Source organism: Bacteroides sp. NSJ-48 (assembly GCF_014287405.1).
GTDB lineage: Bacteria > Bacteroidota > Bacteroidia > Bacteroidales > Bacteroidaceae > Bacteroides > Bacteroides stercoris.
In genome coordinates this window covers 206,833-225,580 of sequence record NZ_JACOOD010000001.1, presented here as the reverse complement: position 1 = coordinate 225,580, position 18,748 = coordinate 206,833, and the positions used below count along the sequence as shown (strand labels likewise).

Below are 18,748 nucleotides of genomic sequence, written 5' to 3'. Positions count from 1 at the left end.
CCCAGTACCGTTGGAAAGCCCGCAGCATGCTGCGGTATACATGGGCGGTTCCGAACCGCCCTTCGTCTTCCAGCTCCTGTATGACTGAAAGCGTAAAGGTTGTTAAATCTTTCATGATCCGTTAGTTTTATAATATTTACAGTCTTTGCGTGCGCCATTACCGCACGCGATATACTATATTGCACTTTTTGAAATTTATTTACTTGCGGACAACGCTCCGGTTTCGAAGAGCATCCGGCCTGTATTATGCTTTACTTTTTTGTATACCTTTGCCCTCATTTTTCTAACAAAATGTACTAAAAATGAAACAGACAGATTACGAATGGATGCTTTTCGGATGTCATCCGGTGTCCGATGTGGCTATGGCCTACTGCTCTTGCGAGCACACAACTTCCTCTACGCGCGCTTTCCGCAAACTGGTGAAACTTTATCCGAGGCTTTACGAGGCCCTTTGCCGGTACGGATATACCGAGCGCACCACTACACTGGTTCCTTTGCAGATAGCTGCCATTATCCGCGAATGGGGGATGCCGGGCGAAGCTTTTCTTGAAGGCCAAAAACGTTTTAAGGAAGAAAAGTACTGATATATTTTAATATATCAATTCTTTCTTTATTTCTTATGTGTCCGGCAAATGTCCGGAAGGCTGTCCGCTTAAGGGCGCAATCCCTTGAGGGACAGCCTTTACAGGTGTACGCCGGGGTGTCCGGAATGTTGTTCATGCCAAAAGTAGCTTAAAATAGTTATTTTCCACCGAAACCGGCTATTATTTACCGAAACTTACCGGAACTGCATGCCGGGGTTGCGGGGCGTTGCATTCCCCTCTATCTTTGCTGCGTAATTAAAAACAACGAAATGTTAGAAACAACTGAAAAGGGGTATGTCATGGTTCCCCGACAACTAATCCATGATATTATACGCGAGTGCCCGGAAGCTGCCGGAGAACAGGAAGCCTTTCTGCGTGTGCTGCTCTATGCCAATTACAAGGAGAGCGTTTACCGCCGCAACGGGGTGGAGTATGTATGTGCACGTGGCGAAAGCCTGTTCAGCTATCTGCAATGGGCCGAAATCCTTGGCTGGAGCCGCGGGCGCACCATGCGCTTTTTCAAAAGGATGTTCGCCTGCGAGCGGCTGGTGCATCTGGACGACGGACTTTCCACGCATATCCGCATCCCCGATTATGATGTCCGGATATCCCGTGCGGCCAAAAAGGAACCGGCATCCGGCACACCGTCCGACAATGGCTTCAAAGCTTTCTGGGAACAGTACCACGAGATTACCCGCAAGGATAAGGTAAATCCCGGCAAGGCACGCAAAGTCTGGAACAAACTCTCTGCCGGTGAGCGCATCGCCGCCCTGGAGAATATCGAAACCTACTACTACCACCTCAACAACACCCTGTTCTGCCTGCAAGCCGTGAACTACCTCTCCCACAAAGCGTTTTTGAACGAGTACGAATACGAGTATTGACGAACCGTTTACCATAACACACATATAATGTAATGGCTGAAATACTGAATCCGCAGGATGCGGAACTTGAAGAAGTTATACTTGGAGCCTGCCTCATAGGGCGCGAAGCAATGCCGATGGTGGCAGACCGCTTGCGTCCGGAGATGTTCTATTTTGATAAGAACGCTTTGATTTATGCCGCCATGCAGGTGATGTACCGGGAAGGGAGGCAGATAGATATTATCACGGTGAAGAATGAACTTGTGGCACGCGGCAAGCTGGATGCGGCAGGCGGGCCGTATGAGCTGACCCGTATCAGCGGCAGGGTGGCGTCGGCGGTGCACCTGGAATATCATGTGCTGATTTTGCGCGAGAAGTACTTGCGGCGGGAAATGATACTCGGATTCCATAAACTCCTGGCGCTTGCAGCCGATGAAACGACGGACATCGGCGACACGCTGGTGGATGCCCATAATCTGCTGGACCGCCTGGAGGGGGAATGCGGCACCATCGAGCACTTGCGTGATATGGATACCTTGATGGACGATACGCTGCAACAGGTGGATGCGCGTCAGGCATCCGGCTCGAACGGGGTTACGGGCATCTCCACCGGTCTTGCCGACCTGGATCGCCTGACTTCGGGCTGGCAGCGGGGCGACCTGAATGTCATTGCCGCCCGTCCTGCCGTGGGCAAGACGGCCTTTGCCCTGCATCTGGCACGTGCCGCCGCCACCGCAGGACATCATGTGGCGGTATACAGTCTCGAAATGCAGGGTGAACGCCTGGGCGACCGGTGGCTGATAGCCGCTTCGCCGGATGTAAATGCCCGTCATTTGCGTAGCGGACAGCTCACCGATGATGAAGTGGCGCAGGTGAGGACGGCGGCTTCTGAACTTCGTGTCCTGCCCATCCATGTGGACGACCATCCGGTAACGAGCATGGATCGTGTGCGCTCTTCGGCACGTATGCTGCAAAGCAAAGGCAAGTGCGACCTGATTATTCTGGATTATCTGCAACTCTGCGATATGAAGTCCGACCAGAAGAACCGGAACCGGGAGCAGGAAGTGGCGCAGACCACCCGTAAGGCAAAGCTCATGGCGAAGGAACTGAATGTGCCCGTCCTGCTCCTGAGCCAGTTGAACCGGGGTAGCGACGGACGCCCCTTCAGCCGTCCTATCCTGAGCGATTTGCGCGAGAGCGGCGCCATCGAGCAGGATGCGGATATGGTGATGCTGCTCTATCGCCCTGCGCTGGCAGGCATCAGGACGGAACCGGTAAGCAAGTATCCGTCGGAACACCTGGGAGTGGTGATTGTGGCGAAGCACCGCAACGGAGAGACGGGCGATGTGTACTTTGCGCATAACCCCAGCATGACGAAGCTGGGCGAGTATGTTCCGCCTACGGAATGGCTGATGAGGAATGCGAAATGATACCCTAATATTAATGTATTCATTACTTATATAGGGAATATAGGAAAAACAGATGGTGCGTGGAAGGTAAACGCATGGTCTGCCGGAGTGGAACAGACGGTCTGTAAGGAGCAAACAGACCGTCTGTTTTTTTACCTGGTTTTCTGATAAAAAAGTGCGCGGATTGTTGAAAATAAATGGCTGAATACTTGACTTTGCCTCTTGAATTTAGTATCTTTGTTATATGCTTAAAGAGAGGTAAATCATTGATTAAGGCGCCTTTTTACTCTTCCTTTTTGTGTTTGGTTTTTGTAAGTAAGTACGTACAGTCGGCTTACACTTGATTCTTATTTATTTTTTAACCTAAACTTTATTTTTTATGGATGTACTTGTAGAGCGCTTTCAGCGCCGGAAGGATGTAACGGATCCTAATTCTCAGAAACTGTATTATCTCCGTCAGAAGCCTAAGACCTGCGGCAAGGTGGATATTGATGTCCTTGCCGCCAGTATTCAGAAAAACTGTGCCATGACGAAGGGTGATGTGAAGCACGTAATCGAAGCCCTTGTGGAAGAAATCCAGACGAACCTTGCCAACGGCGACAAGGTGAAGCTGAACCAGCTCGGCACGCTTCACATGACGTTTCGCTGTCCGGGTGTGGAGAAGTCGGAAGACTGCACGGTGAGGAATATCTCCAAAGTGAATATCCGCTTTGTGCCCGACAAGGAGCTGAAGCTTGTGAACGGCAGTACGGCTGCCACCCGCAGTCCGGCAAATGTGTCTTTTGCGCTGGACAAGCCTGCGGACGGCAGTTCTTCCGGTGGCAACAGCGGCGGTAGCGGCGGTGAAGAGGAGAACCCGCTCGGATAGGCCGTGACCGGTCTTTACCGTCAATAAACAATGCGGCGAATCTGTATGGCCGCCGGACGTATGTTTTTTTAATCTAACCCTTAATTTAAATCTTATGGCAACAAAATCAAACTGGTGGGACAAGCTCCTCAAAATCGTAATCGCAGTGGCTTCGGCTGTTTTAGGTGCTTTAGGCGTACAGGCAATGCCTGCCTGATTTATACTTTATACTTAAGTTACGTACCTTATACTTAAAGAAAGTGAGATTTATCAACCTCATCGTCATTCATTGTTCCGCTACCCGTTGCGACCGTAGCTATACCGAACATGAGTTGACCACAGACCACCTGCGCCGGGGATTCTCCGGCGCAGGTTATCACTATTATATCCGCAGGAACGGTGATATAAAGACGCTCCGGTCTTTGGAACGTTCCGGGGCGCATGCCAAAGGCCATAACGCTCACAGTGTCGGTATTTGTTACGAGGGCGGGCTGGACGAGCGGGGGCATCCTGCCGATACCCGCACCGATTTTCAGAAACACTCTTTGCGGGTACTCGTCATGCTGTTGCTGCGCGATTATCCCGGCAGCCGCCTCTGCGGGCATCGCGACCTCAGCCCCGACCTCAACCGTAACGGCGAGATAGAACCCGAAGAATGGATAAAGGCGTGTCCTTGTTTTGACGCTGCATCCATTCTGCAAGAACCACCGCCCCCTAATCCGGTCTCATTGTAATGCAATTGGTATATGCGAAAGGTTATGTTATGCTTTTTTTACTAAATAATGTTATTGAGATAAACAATATTCATGTGTTCTTGTTATATTTGTAATCATTTCAATTTACTTAATAAATACAATTATGATAACAGAAAAATTACAGAATGCAATTAACGAGCAGATTACGGCTGAGATGTGGTCGTCCAACCTTTATCTGGCAATGTCTTTCTACATGGAGAAAGAGGGTTATTGTGGTATGGCTTCCTGGTTGAAGAAGCAGTCGTTCGAAGAACATGCACATGCTTGTGAATTGGCATCGTATATCATCAAGCGTGGCGGCAAGGCCAAATTGGATAAGGTTGACGTTGTTCCCAACGACTTCGGTACTCCGCTGGAAGTATTCGAGCAGGTTTACGAACACGAATGCCGCGTATCAAAGATGATTGACGCTCTCGTAGACGTGGCTGCTGCTGAAAAAGATAAGGCTTCCCAAGACTTCTTGTGGGGATTCGTTCGCGAGCAGGTAGAGGAAGAAGCTACCGCTGCCGGTATCGTGGATATGGTGAAGAAAGCCGGTGCAGCCGGAATCTTCTTTATTGATGCGAAGCTGGGCGAAAGAAAATAAGTAAGAAATATAACCGGTAAGGTAACGGGTGGTAAGGCGTGGGCTTTATCACCCGTTTTTTGTCTGTCTGCTATCGTTGTTTGCGCAATATGTGAGTGGAACAAAGAAACTGTCTAAACAACGTTTTGATGAGATAATAGAAACAATACGTGAAATAGGGCGCGAGCTAATGACCGTGCCTGCATGAAAAATAGGGTAATGTTGCAAGAGTAGGGATGTGTTGCAACACGGAAACATTTATTATTTTCAGGCACGGATTACGCGGAATTACACGGGAGAAAGGATAAAGTAAATCCGTAAAATCCGCGTAATTCCGCGTAATCCGTGCCTAAAAAATCATTAAGTGCACCCCATTTCCTATTTCAGCACTCCCAATTCCTTTCCTACCTTAATAAACGCTTCAATACATTTATCCAGATGTTCCTTATTGTGTCCGGCAGAGATTTGTACACGGATACGTGCCTGGCCTTTCGGTACAACGGGGTAGTAGAAACCGGTTACATAGATACCTTCTTCCTGCATGCGGGCAGCATAAACCTGCGACAGTTTGGCATCGTACAGCATTACTGCGCAAATGGCACTCTGGGTAGGCTTGATGTCGAAACCGGCGGCAGTCATCTTGTCGCGGAAGTAATTGACGTTCTCTACCAACTTATCGTGCAGGGCGTTGCTCTCTTTCAGCATCTTGAACACTTCGAGGCTTGCACCGATGATGCCCGGAGCCAGTGAGTTGGAGAAGAGATACGGACGGCTGCGCTGGCGCAACAGGTCGATAATCTCTTTGCGGCCCGTGGTGAAACCGCCCAAAGCGCCGCCGAAGGCTTTGCCCAATGTACCGGTGTAGATGTCCACACGTCCGTAGGTGTTGTACAGTTCGCTCACGCCATGTCCCGTAGCGCCCACTACTCCGGCAGAGTGGGATTCGTCCACCATAACCAGCGCATCGTACTTTTCGGCAAGGTCGCATATCTTGTCCATGGGAGCTACATTGCCGTCCATGGAGAACACGCCGTCCGTTACGATGATGCGGAAACGTTGCGCCTGAGCCTCTTGCAGGCATTTTTCAAGCTCTGCCATGTCGGCATTGGCATAACGGTAACGTTTGGCTTTGCAGAGGCGCACGCCGTCGATGATGGAAGCATGGTTCAAGGAATCGGAGATGATGGCGTCCTCTTCGGTGAAGAGAGGCTCGAACACACCGCCGTTGGCATCGAAGCAGGCGGCATATAGAATGGTGTCTTCCGTCTTGAAGTAATCGGAAATGGCAGCTTCCAGTTCCTTGTGGATGTCCTGTGTGCCACAGATGAAACGGACGGACGACATGCCGTATCCGCGGCGTTCCATCATATTCTGAGCAGCGGCTATCAGGCGGGGATGATTGGATAATCCCAGGTAGTTGTTGGCGCAGAAGTTCAGTACTTCCTTGCCTTTCACGGTGATAGCAGCTTGTTGTGCACTCTCGATCAGGCGTTCCTCTTTATAGAGTCCGGCTTCTTTTATTTCAGCAAGCGTTTTGCTGAGATGGTCTTTCATTTTACCGTACATAGCTTTTTATTTTAATAGGTAATACTTCGTTATTTGAAGCTCTACAAAGGACATCATTTTTCTTGGAATAAACAATATCTTTTTGATAGAAAAATGAAAAAAAAGTGTGTATATTTGCGACTCAGTAACGAAAGAATACCTTATAAATAAGTTGTATGAAAAATATTTTGGTAATTGGAGCCACAGGACAGATTGGCTCGGAGTTAACATTGGAGTTGCGTAAACGCTATGGTAATGACCATGTTGTAGCCGGATATATTCCGAGCGCCATGCCGCAGGGTGAATTGAAATCCTCGGGTCCTTCGGCCATAGCCGATGTGACAGACCGCCAGTCTATTGAAGTGGTGGTGAGGCAATTCAAGATTGATACAATTTATAACCTGGCAGCCCTGTTGTCGGTAGTGGCGGAGAGCCGTCCCGCCATGGCGTGGAAGATTGGCATCGACGGGTTGTGGAATGTGCTGGAAGTGGCGCGCGAGTACGGTTGCGCCGTGTTTACGCCGAGCTCCATCGGTTCGTTCGGAGAGAATACTCCCCACGTAAAGACACCGCAGGATACCATTCAGCGTCCGCGTACCATGTACGGCGTAACAAAAGTGACTACGGAATTGTTAAGTGATTATTATCATACGAAATACGGGGTGGATACCCGTGCGGTACGTTTCCCCGGCATCATCTCCAACGTGACGCCTCCGGGCGGCGGTACGACGGACTATGCGGTAGACATCTTCTACTCTGCCGTGAAAGGCGAGAAGTTCGTATGCCCCGTAAAGGCGGGTACATTTATGGATATGATGTACATGCCCGATGCCCTCAATGCGGCTATCTCGCTGATGGAAGCCGATCCGGCACGGCTGAAGCACCGGAATGCGTTCAACATCGCTTCCATGAGCTTCGACCCGGAAATGATTTATGCGGCTATCAGGAAACATGTGCCCGACTTCGAAATGACCTATCAGATAGATCCTTTGAAGCAGGCCATTGCCGACAGTTGGCCCGATTCGCTGGATGACTCCTGTGCCCGCGAGGAGTGGGACTGGATGCCGCAGTTCGACCTGGAGTCCATGACTGTGGACATGCTTGAGAAACTAAGAGCAAAATTAAATAAATGACCGTAGAGGTCGCTAAAGGATGAAACGATTACTAACGGGATTTTTTATACTCGTCTTTCTGTTCTCGTGCGGGAACAGAAAGACGAAAATGGATCCCTTTGCTACCATTACCGAAATGGTGGATTCGGCCGGGCATGAAGCCGATACGCTGCAACAGGCGGAAGTGAAGGAGGAGCCTGAACCGCTGGAAGCGGACGAACTGTTTGACGATTTTATCTTCAACTATGCTTCGGACGAGGCTTTGCAACGGGCAAGGACGGAATTTCCTTTGCCTTATTACAACCGGGACACTCCTTCGAAGATAGAGGAACGCTTCTGGAAGCACGACTACCTGTTTACCAAGCAGAATTATTATACGTTGCTTTTCGACCGTGAGAGCGACATGGACATGGTGGGCGACACTGCGCTGAAGTCCGTGCAGGTAGAGTGGATTTACCTGAAAACGCGTATGGTAAAGAAGTATTACTTTGAGCGTAAGCAGGGCATGTGGATGCTCGAGGCCATTAATCTGCGCCATATAGAGGACGGTGAAGGCGAGAATTTTGTGGATTTCTATACCCGTTTTGTAACGGACAGCCTGTATCAGAGCGAGCACATTGCCAATCCGTTGCAGTTTGTCACCATCGACCCCGACGATGAGTTTGCCATACTGGAAACCACTCTCGACGTGAACCAGTGGTATGCTTTCCGTCCGTCGCTGCCCGCAGACAAGTTGTCCAACATCAACTACGGACAGAAGAACGAGGATAATTCGAATACGAAAATCCTGAAAGTAAACGGTATCGGCAACGGATATTCCAACGTTTTCTATTTCCGCAGGCGGGGCGGTGAGTGGAAGATGTATAAATACGAAGATACGAGCATTTGAGACTTATGAGAATACCCAATACATTCGGATTTGATGTAAAAGCTGCCGTATATGCAGAATATCACTCGGTAGAGGAACTGGAGAAATGGATAGCCGAAGGGCGCATCACTTCTCCTTTTTTGCATATAGGATGCGGCAGCAATCTGTTGTTTGTGAAAGATTATGAAGGCATGGTGCTGCACTCGTGCATCGGCGGCATGGAAGTGACCGCGGAAGATGACGGGCAGGTGCATGTACGTGTGGGTGCGGGTGTAGTATGGGATGATTTTGCGGCTTACTGTGTGGAGCAGGGCTGGTATGGTGCGGAGAACCTGTCGCTGATACCCGGTGAGGTAGGAGCGGCTGCCGTACAGAATATCGGTGCTTACGGTGTAGAGGTGAAAGACCTCATAGAGTCTGTGGAGACGATAAACATCCGCGGCGAGAAGCGTACCTACCGGAAAGACGAATGTGAATATGCCTATCGGAAAAGCCTTTTCAAAAAGCCTGAAATAAAATCGGTCTTTGTGACTTACGTGAATTTCGTACTGAGCAAGAAGGAGCATTATACATTGGACTATGGTACGATCCGTCAGGAGCTTGCCGGGTATCCGTCAGTGACCTTAGCCACTTTGCGCCGTGTGATTATAGATATTCGCGAAAGCAAACTGCCCGACCCGAAAGTGCTGGGTAATGCCGGGAGTTTCTTTATGAATCCCATCGTGCCTCGTGCGCAATTTGAAGCGTTGCTGGACTTGTATCCCACCATGCCTTATTACGAGGTGGATGCCGGGCGGGTGAAGATTCCCGCCGGATGGATGATAGACCAATGCGGCTGGAAAGGCAAGGCCTTAGGTCCTGCCGCCGTGCACGACAAGCAGGCTTTGGTGCTTGTGAATCTGGGTGGTGCAACCGGAAAAGATGTGGTTGCCCTGTCGGATGCCGTCAGAGCCTCGGTAAAGGAGAAATTCGGAGTGGAAATTTGTCCGGAAGTGAACTTTATAGAATGATTAACCGATAATCATCAATCACTGTTTTATGAAACTGACTATATTAGGAAGCGGAACATCTACCGGAGTGCCGGAAATTGGCTGCACATGCCCGGTCTGCACATCTGCCGACCCGCGGGACAGCCGTTTGCGTGCATCTGCCCTGCTGCATACGGACGATGCGGTGATATTGATAGACTGCGGTCCCGATTTCAGGACACAGATGCTGCGTGCTTCCGTGTACGAGCGGATAGACGGCGTGCTGATAACCCATGAGCATTACGACCATGTGGGCGGATTGGACGATTTGCGCCCTTTCTGCCGTTTCTCGGAAATACCTGTCTATTCGGATGCCTACACAGCCGCTCATCTGCGGGCACGGATGCCTTATTGCTTTGTGGATAAGAAATATCCGGGTGTGCCGCGCATTTATTTGCAGGAAGTGGAAGTAGGCAGGCCTTTCTACGTGCGGGAAACGGAAATACTGCCGGTTACCGTGATGCACGGGCGGCTGCCTATCCTGGGATACCGTATCGGCAGGCGGCTGGGGTATGTAACGGACATGCTTACGATGCCGGATGCTTCGTATGAACAATTACAGGGACTGGATGTTCTGGTAATAAACGCCTTGCGGCCGCAGCCGCACTCTACGCACCAAAGCATACCGGAAGCGCTGGCGGCAGCGGAACGTATCGGCGCAAGGGAAACTTATTTCATCCACATGAGTCATCATGCAGGGCTGCATGTCGAAATCAACCGCCAACTGCCGCCCCATGTGCACTTTGCGTATGACGGTATGGAAATAGATTTCTAAACTTTTTGAAACATTTGTTTTGTTTTATTAGTATAAATGTTTATTTTTGCCAACAGTTGACGAATATATGCCATGAAGCTTCGAACCCTTATACGAATAGCCGTTATTGTGTCCATAGTATTGCTGTGTACAGGCTTTGGCGTATACTCGTTTCTGCGCATGAATGCAGTGGAGAACCGGCAGGATTTTAATCTCTTTACGTTAGTGCCGCAAGATGCCACGGCCGTGCTTGAGACAGACCGTATGGCGGATCTGATGGAAGATGTCGACGGCCTGCATTGCAGCAAGGATGAGCATTTCCTGTATGTATCGGAGCTTTTTGTATACCTGAAGAAGTATTTCAATACATTGGTAGGCGATACGCCGCATGGACTGAGCAGGCAGATGAACAAAATGCTCATCAGCTTCCACGAGCCGGATACTCCCTTGAACCAGGTGTTGTATTGCAGCCTGGGGGAGGGGGATTACGAACTGGTGGAGTCTTTCGTGCGTAAATACAGTTCCAGCACTTTTCCTTCCAAGTATTTTGATTACAACGGCGAGGAAATACGCATCTATCCCACGGCGGACGGGCGTTTCCTTGCGGCTTATTTTACCCCGGACTTTCTGGCTGTCAGCTTTCAGAAGCGTCTGATAGAGCAGGTTATCGATGCCTGCCGTTCCAGAAAATCGTTGATGGACATGGCGTCTTTCCGTGCCATGTATGCCGGTAAGCGCAACAATGTGGCGGCAACGGTGTATGTACGCATGAAAGAAGTGGGCATGGGCAAGAATACAGACGGCATTCGTCCGCAGACGCATCTGGGAAGTTGGGCGGAGTTTGATATGAAGTTCAATGAAGAAGCCGTTTATTGTTCAGGTATCAGTCACGGAGCGGATACAGCCCGGACGTTTATCAATGCGCTTCGCAGGCAGGAGCCGATAAAGGATTTTTCGGGAGAGCGGCTGCCGGCATCTGTCTTCTTCTACAACCAGTGGGCAATCTCGGATTTGGAAGCCATATTCGGCTTTACTTCGCAGCAGGAATATGCTAAGGCTGCCTATTCCGATTATATCAAGAAGCGGGATGGCGAGTGGATGGAATTTATGAAAGCGTATGCGGGAGAGAATGTCATGTCTTGCCTGTTTCATTCCAAGGATACTACTGACCGGCATCCCTGCGCTGTAATGAGCGTTGCTGTGAAAGATGAAGCGCAGGCGGAACGTGTCCTGCAGAAATTGCTGTATGCCACTCCCGAAGAAAAAGGCGCTCCGGCCGTGGAGCGGACCTATCCGAATTACAGGCGATACCCGCGTGCACGGAAGTACCGGCAGTATATGTTGCCCCGGAATACCGTATTGACGCAACTGACGGGCATTACGGAATCCGCGCTTCACACCTACGCCTGCTTCTATAAAGGGGCTTTGTTGCTGGCGCCCGATGCACAGAGTCTTTCCGCTTATGTGGATGCTGTGGAGAACGGGGATGTGCTGGACGGGACTTCGGTATACGAGGAAGGTGTAGGCAGTCTTTCCCCTTATTATAACTTTGCCATGATGGTGGATATGGAAGAGATGATGCACCAGCCGGAAACTTATGTGCGGTTGGTTCCGAATTTCTTCTTCCGTCATTCCGATTTCTTCCGCCACTTCACTATAGCCATACAGTTTACTTGCGCGGAAGGAGTGGTGTATCCGAATCTCGTCCTGCTGTATAAAGGAGAGAAAATAGGGGAGTTTGAAGAAATTGGGAATTGAAAAATAAGAGAAATATTGTCAAAACTAAAATGAGTGCTCTGAGAAAGTTCAGATTGTAACTATGACTATAACATCTGAGGAATGTGTGTCAAAACTAAAATCCACTTACTATTTGTTTCTTTATTTAGGCACGGATTACACGGAAAGCACGGATTACACGAAAAGCACGGATTCCACAGATGTTCTTTATTCTTTTTCTGTGGAATCCGTGCTTTCCGTGTAATCCGTGCCTAAAAGAAATCGTCAAGTGTATTTTGACACCTTCCTTTTCTTACCGGATAAACTTGCTGATTCCTGTTTTCAATTTTTAATCCTCAAATTAGAAAGGCAAGTCGTCCTTTGCGTCTCCGGATAAGAATTCCGGTGCTGCGGACGGAGCGGGCGGCGGAACCGGTGCTCCCGGTGCAGGTGCTGCTGTTGCTGCGCTGACACGTTCCACTTTCCATGCGCGGATACTGTTGAACCAGCGGTCTTGCCACTGACGTGCGTCGATGTCGAAAGATACCGTCAGCTCTTCACCCATCTGGATATTGAATTGTTCTATTTTATCTGCTCCGAATACGTCGAAACACATCTTGCGGGGATATTGCCCGTGGTCTTCGATTACGTATTCCTGCGCTTTCCACTCGTTACCTGATGCTTTGGAAACTCCGCCTCTGGGCTGGAGTATAGCGATGATTTTTCCTGTAAATTCCATTGTACTCTTTTTAAATGATGCGGCGAAGTTACAATTTTTTAGGGATATGCGACGAATAAACGGCTGTTTTTTCTTTGCCGTAGGGAATTCTTTTTTTAACTTTGTCCGTTAGTTAACAACTGAACTGAAATTAAAACTTAAATACATAGAATATATGAAATTTATCGTTTCGAGTACTGCGCTCTCCAGTCATTTGCAGGCTATCAGCCGTGTGATTAATTCAAAGAATGCGCTGCCTATTTTGGATTGTTTCCTTTTTGAACTACAAGACGGAACCTTGTCGGTAACTGTTTCCGACAGTGAAACAACGATGGTTACCACAGTCGAAGTGAATGAAAGTGATGCCGACGGACGTTTTGCAGTGACTGCCAAGACTTTGTTGGACGCTTTAAAGGAAATTCCCGAACAGCCGCTGACGTTTGACATCAATACGAGTTCTCTGGAGATTACGGTTCAGTATCAGAACGGTAAATACAGCCTGATGGGGCAGAATGCGGACGAATTTCCGCAGTCGGCCATGCTGGGCGAGAATGCCGTCCGTGTGGAAATGGATGCACAGGTGTTGCTGGGCGGTATCAACCGCGCCGTGTTTGCAACCGCCGATGACGAGCTTCGTCCGGTGATGAACGGTATCTATTTCGATATTACTACCGAAGACATCACAATGGTGGCTTCCGACGGACATAAGCTGGTGCGCTGCAAGACGCTGGCCGCCAAAGGCAATGAACGCGCGGCTTTCATCCTGCCCAAGAAACCCGCCAACCTGATGAAGAACCTGTTGCCGAAGGAGCAGGGCACGGTGACCATTGAATTTGACGAACGCAATGCCGTGGTTACATTGGAAAGCTATCGCATGGTATGCCGCCTGATTGAGGGACGCTACCCCAACTATAACTCCGTAATTCCGCAGAACAACCCGTATAAAGTAACGGTAGACCGCCTGCTGCTGATTGGTGCGTTGCGCCGCGTGTCTATCTTCTCCTCACAGGCAAGCAGCCTTATCAAACTGCGTATGCAGGAGAACCGGATTGTGATTTCGGCACAGGACATCGATTTCTCCACTTCGGCAGAGGAAACGCTGGCATGCCAGTATGCAGGCAATCCGATGAGCATCGGCTTCAAGTCTACTTTCCTGATTGATATCCTGAATAATATATCGGCGGATGAAGTGGTTATCGAGTTGGCGGATCCTTCGCGTGCCGGCGTTATTGTTCCGGCAGAGCAGGAAGAAAACGAAGACCTGCTGATGTTGCTGATGCCGATGATGCTGAATGATTAATGAAATAGTAATCTGTCATTTTTTTATTTAGGCACGGGTTACGCGGATTTCACGGTTCGGGTTTATAGAAAAACCGCACCGTTCCGTGCAGTCCGTGCCTAAAAGATAAATAAATACGAAACTTCATGAAACTGAATCTTAAAAATCCGATTGTCTTTTTTGACTTGGAGACCACCGGTACAAACATTAACTCGGACCGAATAGTAGAAATCTGTTATCTCAAAGTATATCCCAACGGAAACGAGGAAACCAAAACCATGCGTATCAATCCCGAAATGCACATACCGGAAGAGGCTTCCGCCGTTCACGGCATTTACGACGCAGATGTGGCTGAATGCCCCACGTTCAAGGAAGTGGCACGCAATATAGCCAATGATATTGAGGGCTGCGACCTTGCCGGGTTCAACTCCAACCGCTTTGATATTCCGGTACTGGCGGAAGAATTCCTGCGTGCAGACGTGGATATAGACATGAGCCGCCGCAAGTTTGTGGATGTGCAGGTTATCTTCCACAAAATGGAGCAGCGCACACTGTCTGCCGCTTACAAGTTCTATTGCGGCAAGAACCTGGAAGACGCCCATACGGCGGAAGCCGATACGCGCGCCACTTACGAGGTGCTGATGTCGCAACTGGACCGTTATCCCGAATTGCAGAACGATGTGGCTTTCCTCTCGGATTATTCCAGCTTCAACAAGAACGTGGACTTTGCAGGACGCATGGTTTACGATGATAAAGGTGTGGAAGTGTTTAATTTCGGTAAATACAAAGGCATGCCGGTGGCAGATGTGCTGAAACGCGATCCGGGCTATTACAGCTGGATACTGAACAGTGATTTTACACTGAACACCAAGGCTATGCTGACTAAAATCCGCCTGCGCGAGATTACCCAGAAGTAAATTTGTAATTAGTAGTTTGATTTCATGGCAAACCCACTGAAAGGAAAGAAAATAGTACTCGGCATTACAGGCAGTATTGCCGCTTATAAAGCCTGTTATATTATTCGCGGACTTATAAAACGGGGCGCGGAAGTGCAGGTTGTCATAACGCCTGCGGGCAAGGAATTTATAACTCCCATTACTTTGTCTGCCCTTACCAGCAAGCCCGTTATCAGCGAGTTCTTCGCGCAGCGTGACGGAACCTGGAACAGCCATGTGGATTTGGGCCTGTGGGCGGATGCCATGCTGATAGCTCCTGCCACGGCTTCCACTATCGGCAAGATGGCGAATGGCATTGCCGACAATATGCTGATAACCACTTACCTGTCGGCAAAAGCTCCTGTGTTTGTTGCCCCGGCAATGGACCTGGATATGTATGCCCATCCGTCCACCCAAAAGAACCTGGAGACACTGCGTTCGTATGGCAACCATATCATAGAACCGGGTACGGGCGAGCTTGCAAGCCATCTGGTAGGCAAGGGCAGAATGGAAGAGCCGGATGTCATTATCCGCAGGCTGGAAGAGTTCTTTGCCGCTAAGGACGGTGACCTGGCGGGAAAAACAATAATGATTACCACCGGACCGACATACGAAAAGATTGATCCGGTGCGTTTCATCGGCAATTATTCGTCGGGAAAGATGGGCTTTGCACTTGCCGATGAGTGTGCGGCAAGAGGAGCAAGGGTTATTCTGGTTTCGGGACCCGTCCAGCTCCGGACACACTACCCCGTGTACCGGTACTTCGGTGTGGAGTCTGCCGGAGAGATGTTTGAGGCGGCCACCTCTTTGTTTGACGATGCGGATGCCGTTATCATGGCTGCCGCCGTTGCCGACTATACGCCGGAGCAGGTTGCCGACAGGAAGATAAAGCGCGAAAAGACAGGTGATATGTCATTGCACCTGAAGCCTACACGGGACATCGCCGCCCATTTGGGCGAGATGAAGAAACAGCATCCTGGCAAGGTGCTGGTGGGCTTTGCCCTCGAAACCAATGACGAACAGCATAATGCGGAAGATAAACTGAACCGTAAGAACCTGGATTTTATCGTGCTTAATTCGTTGAATGACAAAGGTGCGGGCTTCCGTTACGATACCAATAAAATCAGCATTATCGACCGGAACGGTAAAAAGGACTACCCGTTGAAGTCCAAAGCGGAAGTGGCTGCGGACATCGTCGACCATTTGGCGGAAGTGATGAAGCGTGAATGATATTTTTTGATTGTCAACTTTCAATTATCTGTTTAATAAAATGTTGCGTTCTCTATACATACAGAATTATGCGCTTATCGAGAAGCTTGATATAGACTTCGGTAGCGGCTTCTCGGTGATTACCGGTGAGACCGGTGCGGGAAAGTCCATCATATTGGGGGCTATCGGTCTGTTGCTGGGGCAGCGTGCCGATGTGAAATCCATCAGGCGGGGTGCTGCAAAATGTGTGATTGAAGCCCGTTTTGAGATTGCCGGTTATGGTATGCAGCCTTTCTTTGAGGAAAACGAACTGGAATACGAAGATGAGTGTATCCTTCGCCGCGAAGTCTATGCTTCGGGCAAGAGCCGTGCGTTTATCAACGATACGCCTGCCTCGCTGGTACAGATGAAGGAGCTTGGCGAACAGTTGATTGACGTGCACTCGCAACATCAGAACCTGTTGCTGAACAAGGAAGGTTTCCAGTTGAGCGTGCTGGATTTGCTGGCGCATGACGAAGACGAGCTAAGTAAATACCGCTCTCTCCACCGGGAATGGAAGCAGGTGCAGCAGGATTTGGAACAGCTTGTTGCACAGGCCGAAAAGAACAAGGCGGACGAAGATTACATCCGTTTTCAGTTGGAGCAGTTGGAGGATGCGCATCTGGCTGCCGGAGAACAGGAAGAACTGGAGCAGGAAGCCGATACGCTGAGCCATGCCGAAGAGATAAAAGCCGGACTGTTCCGTGCCGGTCAGGCGATGAACTCCGATGAGGGCGGCCTGCTTTCCGTACTGAAAGAGTGCCTGAATACAATGGCGGGCTTGCAGAAAGTATATCCTGCCGCCGGGGAACTTGCCGAACGGCTGGAAAGCAGCTACATCGAGCTGAAAGATATTTCTCAGGAGATTTCGGGAAAAGAAGAGGAGATAGAATTTAACCCTGCCCGGCTGGAAGAGGTGAACGGACGTTTGAACCTGATTTATACTCTCCAGCAGAAGCATCGCGTCTCTACGGTGGACGAGCTTCTGGCTCTGGCGGATGATTATGCCGCCAAACTGTCCAACATCACTTCATCGGATGAACAGATTGAAACGTTGAAAGTCCGTAGCGAAGCCTTATATAATAAGGTGAAGCGGCAGGCAGCGGTACTTACGGGATTGCGTACCGCCGCAGCCCGCGAGGTTGAAAAGCAGATGGCAGCCCGCCTGATACCTCTGGGCATGCCCAATGTCCGTTTTCAGGTGGAAATAGGTGCACGCAAGGAGCCGGGTGCACAGGGGGCGGATACGGTGAACTTCCTTTTCTCTGCCAACAAGAACGGGGCTTTGCAGAATATTTCTTCGGTAGCTTCGGGGGGCGAGATAGCCCGTGTCATGCTGTCTGTCAAGGCAATGATAGCCGGAGCGGTGAAGCTGCCCACTATCGTGTTCGATGAAATAGACACGGGAGTGTCCGGTGAGATAGCCGACCGCATGGCGGATATTATGCAGGAAATGGGCGATAGCGACCGCCAGGTTATCAGTATCACGCATCTGCCGCAGATAGCTGCCCGCGGACGTGCCCATTATAAGGTGTATAAGCAGGATAATGAAACGGAAACCAACAGCCACATCCGCCGTTTGACGGACGAGGAACGGGTAGGGGAGATTGCGCATATGCTGAGTGGAGCCACCCTGACCGATGCCGCGCTGAACAATGCCAAGGCACTGTTGGGCATCGTCTGACTAATGTAGTACTTTACGGTTGTAAAGTAGAGGTTTACAATCGTAGTGTAGTACTTTAGCCGGCTAAAGTAGAACAAAAAAAACAATATGATACAATGATAGATAAAAGTGAAATGATTTTCGGCGTTCGTGCCGTGATAGAAGCTGTTCAGGCAGGTAAGGACATTGACAAGATATTGGTGAAGAAGGATATTCAGAGCGACTTGTCCAAAGAATTGTTTGCCGCTCTAAAGGGAACTTTGATTCCCGTACAACGTGTGCCGGTGGAGCGTATCAACCGCATTACGCGTAAGAACCATCAGGGGGTGATAGCATTTGTCTCCGCCGTGACCTATCAGAAAACGGAAGACCTTGTACCGTTCCTTTTTGAGGAAGGCAAGAATCCGTTGTTTGTAATGCTGGACGGCATAACGGATGTGCGTAATTTCGGAGCGATAGCCCGTACTTGCGAGTGTGCGGCGGTGGATGCCGTTATTATTCCCGCCAAGAACAGCGTAACGGTGAATGCCGATGCGGTAAAGACTTCGGCAGGTGCGTTGCATACCTTGCCCGTATGCCGCGAACAGAACCTGAAAGATACCCTGCAGTTTCTTAAAAGCAGCGGTTTCCATATAGTGGCTGCTACGGAAAAGGGTGATTACGATTACACAAAAGCCGATTACACAGGTCCTATGTGTATCATCATGGGTGCCGAGGACAAGGGAGTTTCTTACGATAACCTTGCACTTTGCGACGAATGGGTAAAGATTCCGATGCTGGGTACGATTGAGTCTCTTAACGTATCCGTTGCGGCGGGTATCCTGATTTATGAAGCTGTGAAACAAAGAACGAACTGAAT

19 protein-coding genes are annotated in these 18,748 nt (G+C 49.7%); 17 read left to right on the top strand and 2 right to left on the bottom strand.

All coding sequences use genetic code 11. The features are described 5' to 3' along the window. Positions 1-302: 302 nt before the first annotated feature. The 7 genes from H8S52_RS00925 (at position 303) to H8S52_RS00895 (ending at position 5,044) form a co-directional block, all read left to right on the top strand. A complete protein-coding gene (locus H8S52_RS00925; RefSeq protein WP_016662134.1) occupies positions 303-584 on the top strand; it encodes a DUF4248 domain-containing protein in 282 nt (93 codons plus the stop codon). A 269-nt stretch (positions 585-853) separates the two neighbouring features. After that, entirely contained in the window at positions 854-1,468 is a 615-nt protein-coding gene (locus tag H8S52_RS00920; protein ID WP_016662133.1) for a hypothetical protein, read from the top strand. Positions 1,469-1,500: 32 nt separating this feature from the next. Next, positions 1,501-2,877 (top strand): replicative DNA helicase, encoded by a 1,377-nt coding sequence (dnaB, locus tag H8S52_RS00915; protein ID WP_016662132.1) that lies wholly within the window; start codon positions 1,501-1,503, stop codon positions 2,875-2,877. A 358-nt stretch (positions 2,878-3,235) separates the two neighbouring features. Continuing rightward, positions 3,236-3,724 carry an HU family DNA-binding protein gene (locus H8S52_RS00910; RefSeq protein WP_016662131.1) on the top strand — a complete coding sequence of 163 codons (489 nt, stop codon included), beginning with the start codon at positions 3,236-3,238 and terminating at the stop codon, positions 3,722-3,724. 94 nt (positions 3,725-3,818) lie between these two features. After that, complete coding sequence (locus H8S52_RS00905; RefSeq protein WP_016662130.1) at positions 3,819-3,920, top strand: smalltalk protein; 102 nt, start codon at positions 3,819-3,821, stop codon at positions 3,918-3,920. 43 nt (positions 3,921-3,963) lie between these two features. Further along, on the top strand, positions 3,964-4,437 hold the full coding sequence (locus H8S52_RS00900; protein WP_117986072.1) for an N-acetylmuramoyl-L-alanine amidase: 474 nt from the start codon (positions 3,964-3,966) through the stop codon (positions 4,435-4,437). Positions 4,438-4,561: 124 nt separating this feature from the next. Then, complete coding sequence (locus tag H8S52_RS00895) at positions 4,562-5,044, top strand: ferritin (RefSeq protein ID WP_005653478.1); 483 nt, start codon at positions 4,562-4,564, stop codon at positions 5,042-5,044. Positions 5,045-5,401: 357 nt separating this feature from the next. On the opposite strand, the gene kbl is transcribed toward H8S52_RS00895, so the two are convergent. Next, a complete protein-coding gene (gene kbl / locus H8S52_RS00890) occupies positions 5,402-6,589 on the bottom strand; it encodes a glycine C-acetyltransferase (protein WP_016662128.1) in 1,188 nt (395 codons plus the stop codon). 155 nt (positions 6,590-6,744) lie between these two features. Here kbl and H8S52_RS00885 point away from each other — a divergent pair, with 155 nt between their 5' ends. The 5 genes from H8S52_RS00885 to H8S52_RS00865 all read left to right on the top strand — a co-directional run bounded on the left by H8S52_RS00885 (position 6,745) and on the right by H8S52_RS00865 (position 12,088). Continuing rightward, entirely contained in the window at positions 6,745-7,701 is a 957-nt protein-coding gene (locus H8S52_RS00885) for an NAD-dependent epimerase/dehydratase family protein (RefSeq protein ID WP_117906393.1), read from the top strand. 19 nt (positions 7,702-7,720) lie between these two features. Continuing rightward, entirely contained in the window at positions 7,721-8,569 is an 849-nt protein-coding gene (locus H8S52_RS00880) for a DUF4348 domain-containing protein (RefSeq protein ID WP_117955035.1), read from the top strand. 5 nt (positions 8,570-8,574) lie between these two features. Then, positions 8,575-9,558: a UDP-N-acetylmuramate dehydrogenase gene (gene murB, locus H8S52_RS00875; RefSeq protein ID WP_186909185.1), complete on the top strand. Its 984-nt coding sequence runs from the start codon at positions 8,575-8,577 to the stop codon at positions 9,556-9,558. Positions 9,559-9,586: 28 nt separating this feature from the next. Beyond that, entirely contained in the window at positions 9,587-10,351 is a 765-nt protein-coding gene (locus H8S52_RS00870) for an MBL fold metallo-hydrolase (RefSeq protein ID WP_117906395.1), read from the top strand. 72 nt (positions 10,352-10,423) lie between these two features. Then, positions 10,424-12,088 carry a DUF3352 domain-containing protein gene (locus tag H8S52_RS00865; RefSeq protein ID WP_186909184.1) on the top strand — a complete coding sequence of 555 codons (1,665 nt, stop codon included), beginning with the start codon at positions 10,424-10,426 and terminating at the stop codon, positions 12,086-12,088. Between the two features lie 319 nt (positions 12,089-12,407). Here the strand turns inward: H8S52_RS00865 and H8S52_RS00860 are convergent, their stop codons facing one another. Next, complete coding sequence (locus H8S52_RS00860; RefSeq protein WP_005653460.1) at positions 12,408-12,785, bottom strand: DUF3127 domain-containing protein; 378 nt, start codon at positions 12,783-12,785, stop codon at positions 12,408-12,410. A 154-nt stretch (positions 12,786-12,939) separates the two neighbouring features. Here H8S52_RS00860 and dnaN point away from each other — a divergent pair, with 154 nt between their 5' ends. From dnaN to rlmB, 5 genes are all read left to right on the top strand, one after another. Then, entirely contained in the window at positions 12,940-14,064 is a 1,125-nt protein-coding gene (gene dnaN / locus H8S52_RS00855; RefSeq protein WP_117955043.1) for a DNA polymerase III subunit beta, read from the top strand. Between the two features lie 125 nt (positions 14,065-14,189). Next, positions 14,190-14,960, top strand: a complete 771-nt coding sequence (locus H8S52_RS00850) for a 3'-5' exonuclease (RefSeq protein WP_117741296.1) — start codon at positions 14,190-14,192, stop codon at positions 14,958-14,960. Positions 14,961-14,984: 24 nt separating this feature from the next. Further along, positions 14,985-16,208, top strand: a complete 1,224-nt coding sequence (gene coaBC / locus H8S52_RS00845; RefSeq protein WP_005653457.1) for a bifunctional phosphopantothenoylcysteine decarboxylase/phosphopantothenate--cysteine ligase CoaBC — start codon at positions 14,985-14,987, stop codon at positions 16,206-16,208. Positions 16,209-16,248: 40 nt separating this feature from the next. Next, on the top strand, positions 16,249-17,910 hold the full coding sequence (gene recN / locus H8S52_RS00840) for a DNA repair protein RecN (RefSeq protein ID WP_186909183.1): 1,662 nt from the start codon (positions 16,249-16,251) through the stop codon (positions 17,908-17,910). Positions 17,911-18,005: 95 nt separating this feature from the next. Continuing rightward, positions 18,006-18,746, top strand: a complete 741-nt coding sequence (rlmB, locus tag H8S52_RS00835) for a 23S rRNA (guanosine(2251)-2'-O)-methyltransferase RlmB (protein WP_005653455.1) — start codon at positions 18,006-18,008, stop codon at positions 18,744-18,746. Positions 18,747-18,748: the final 2 nt, after the last annotated feature.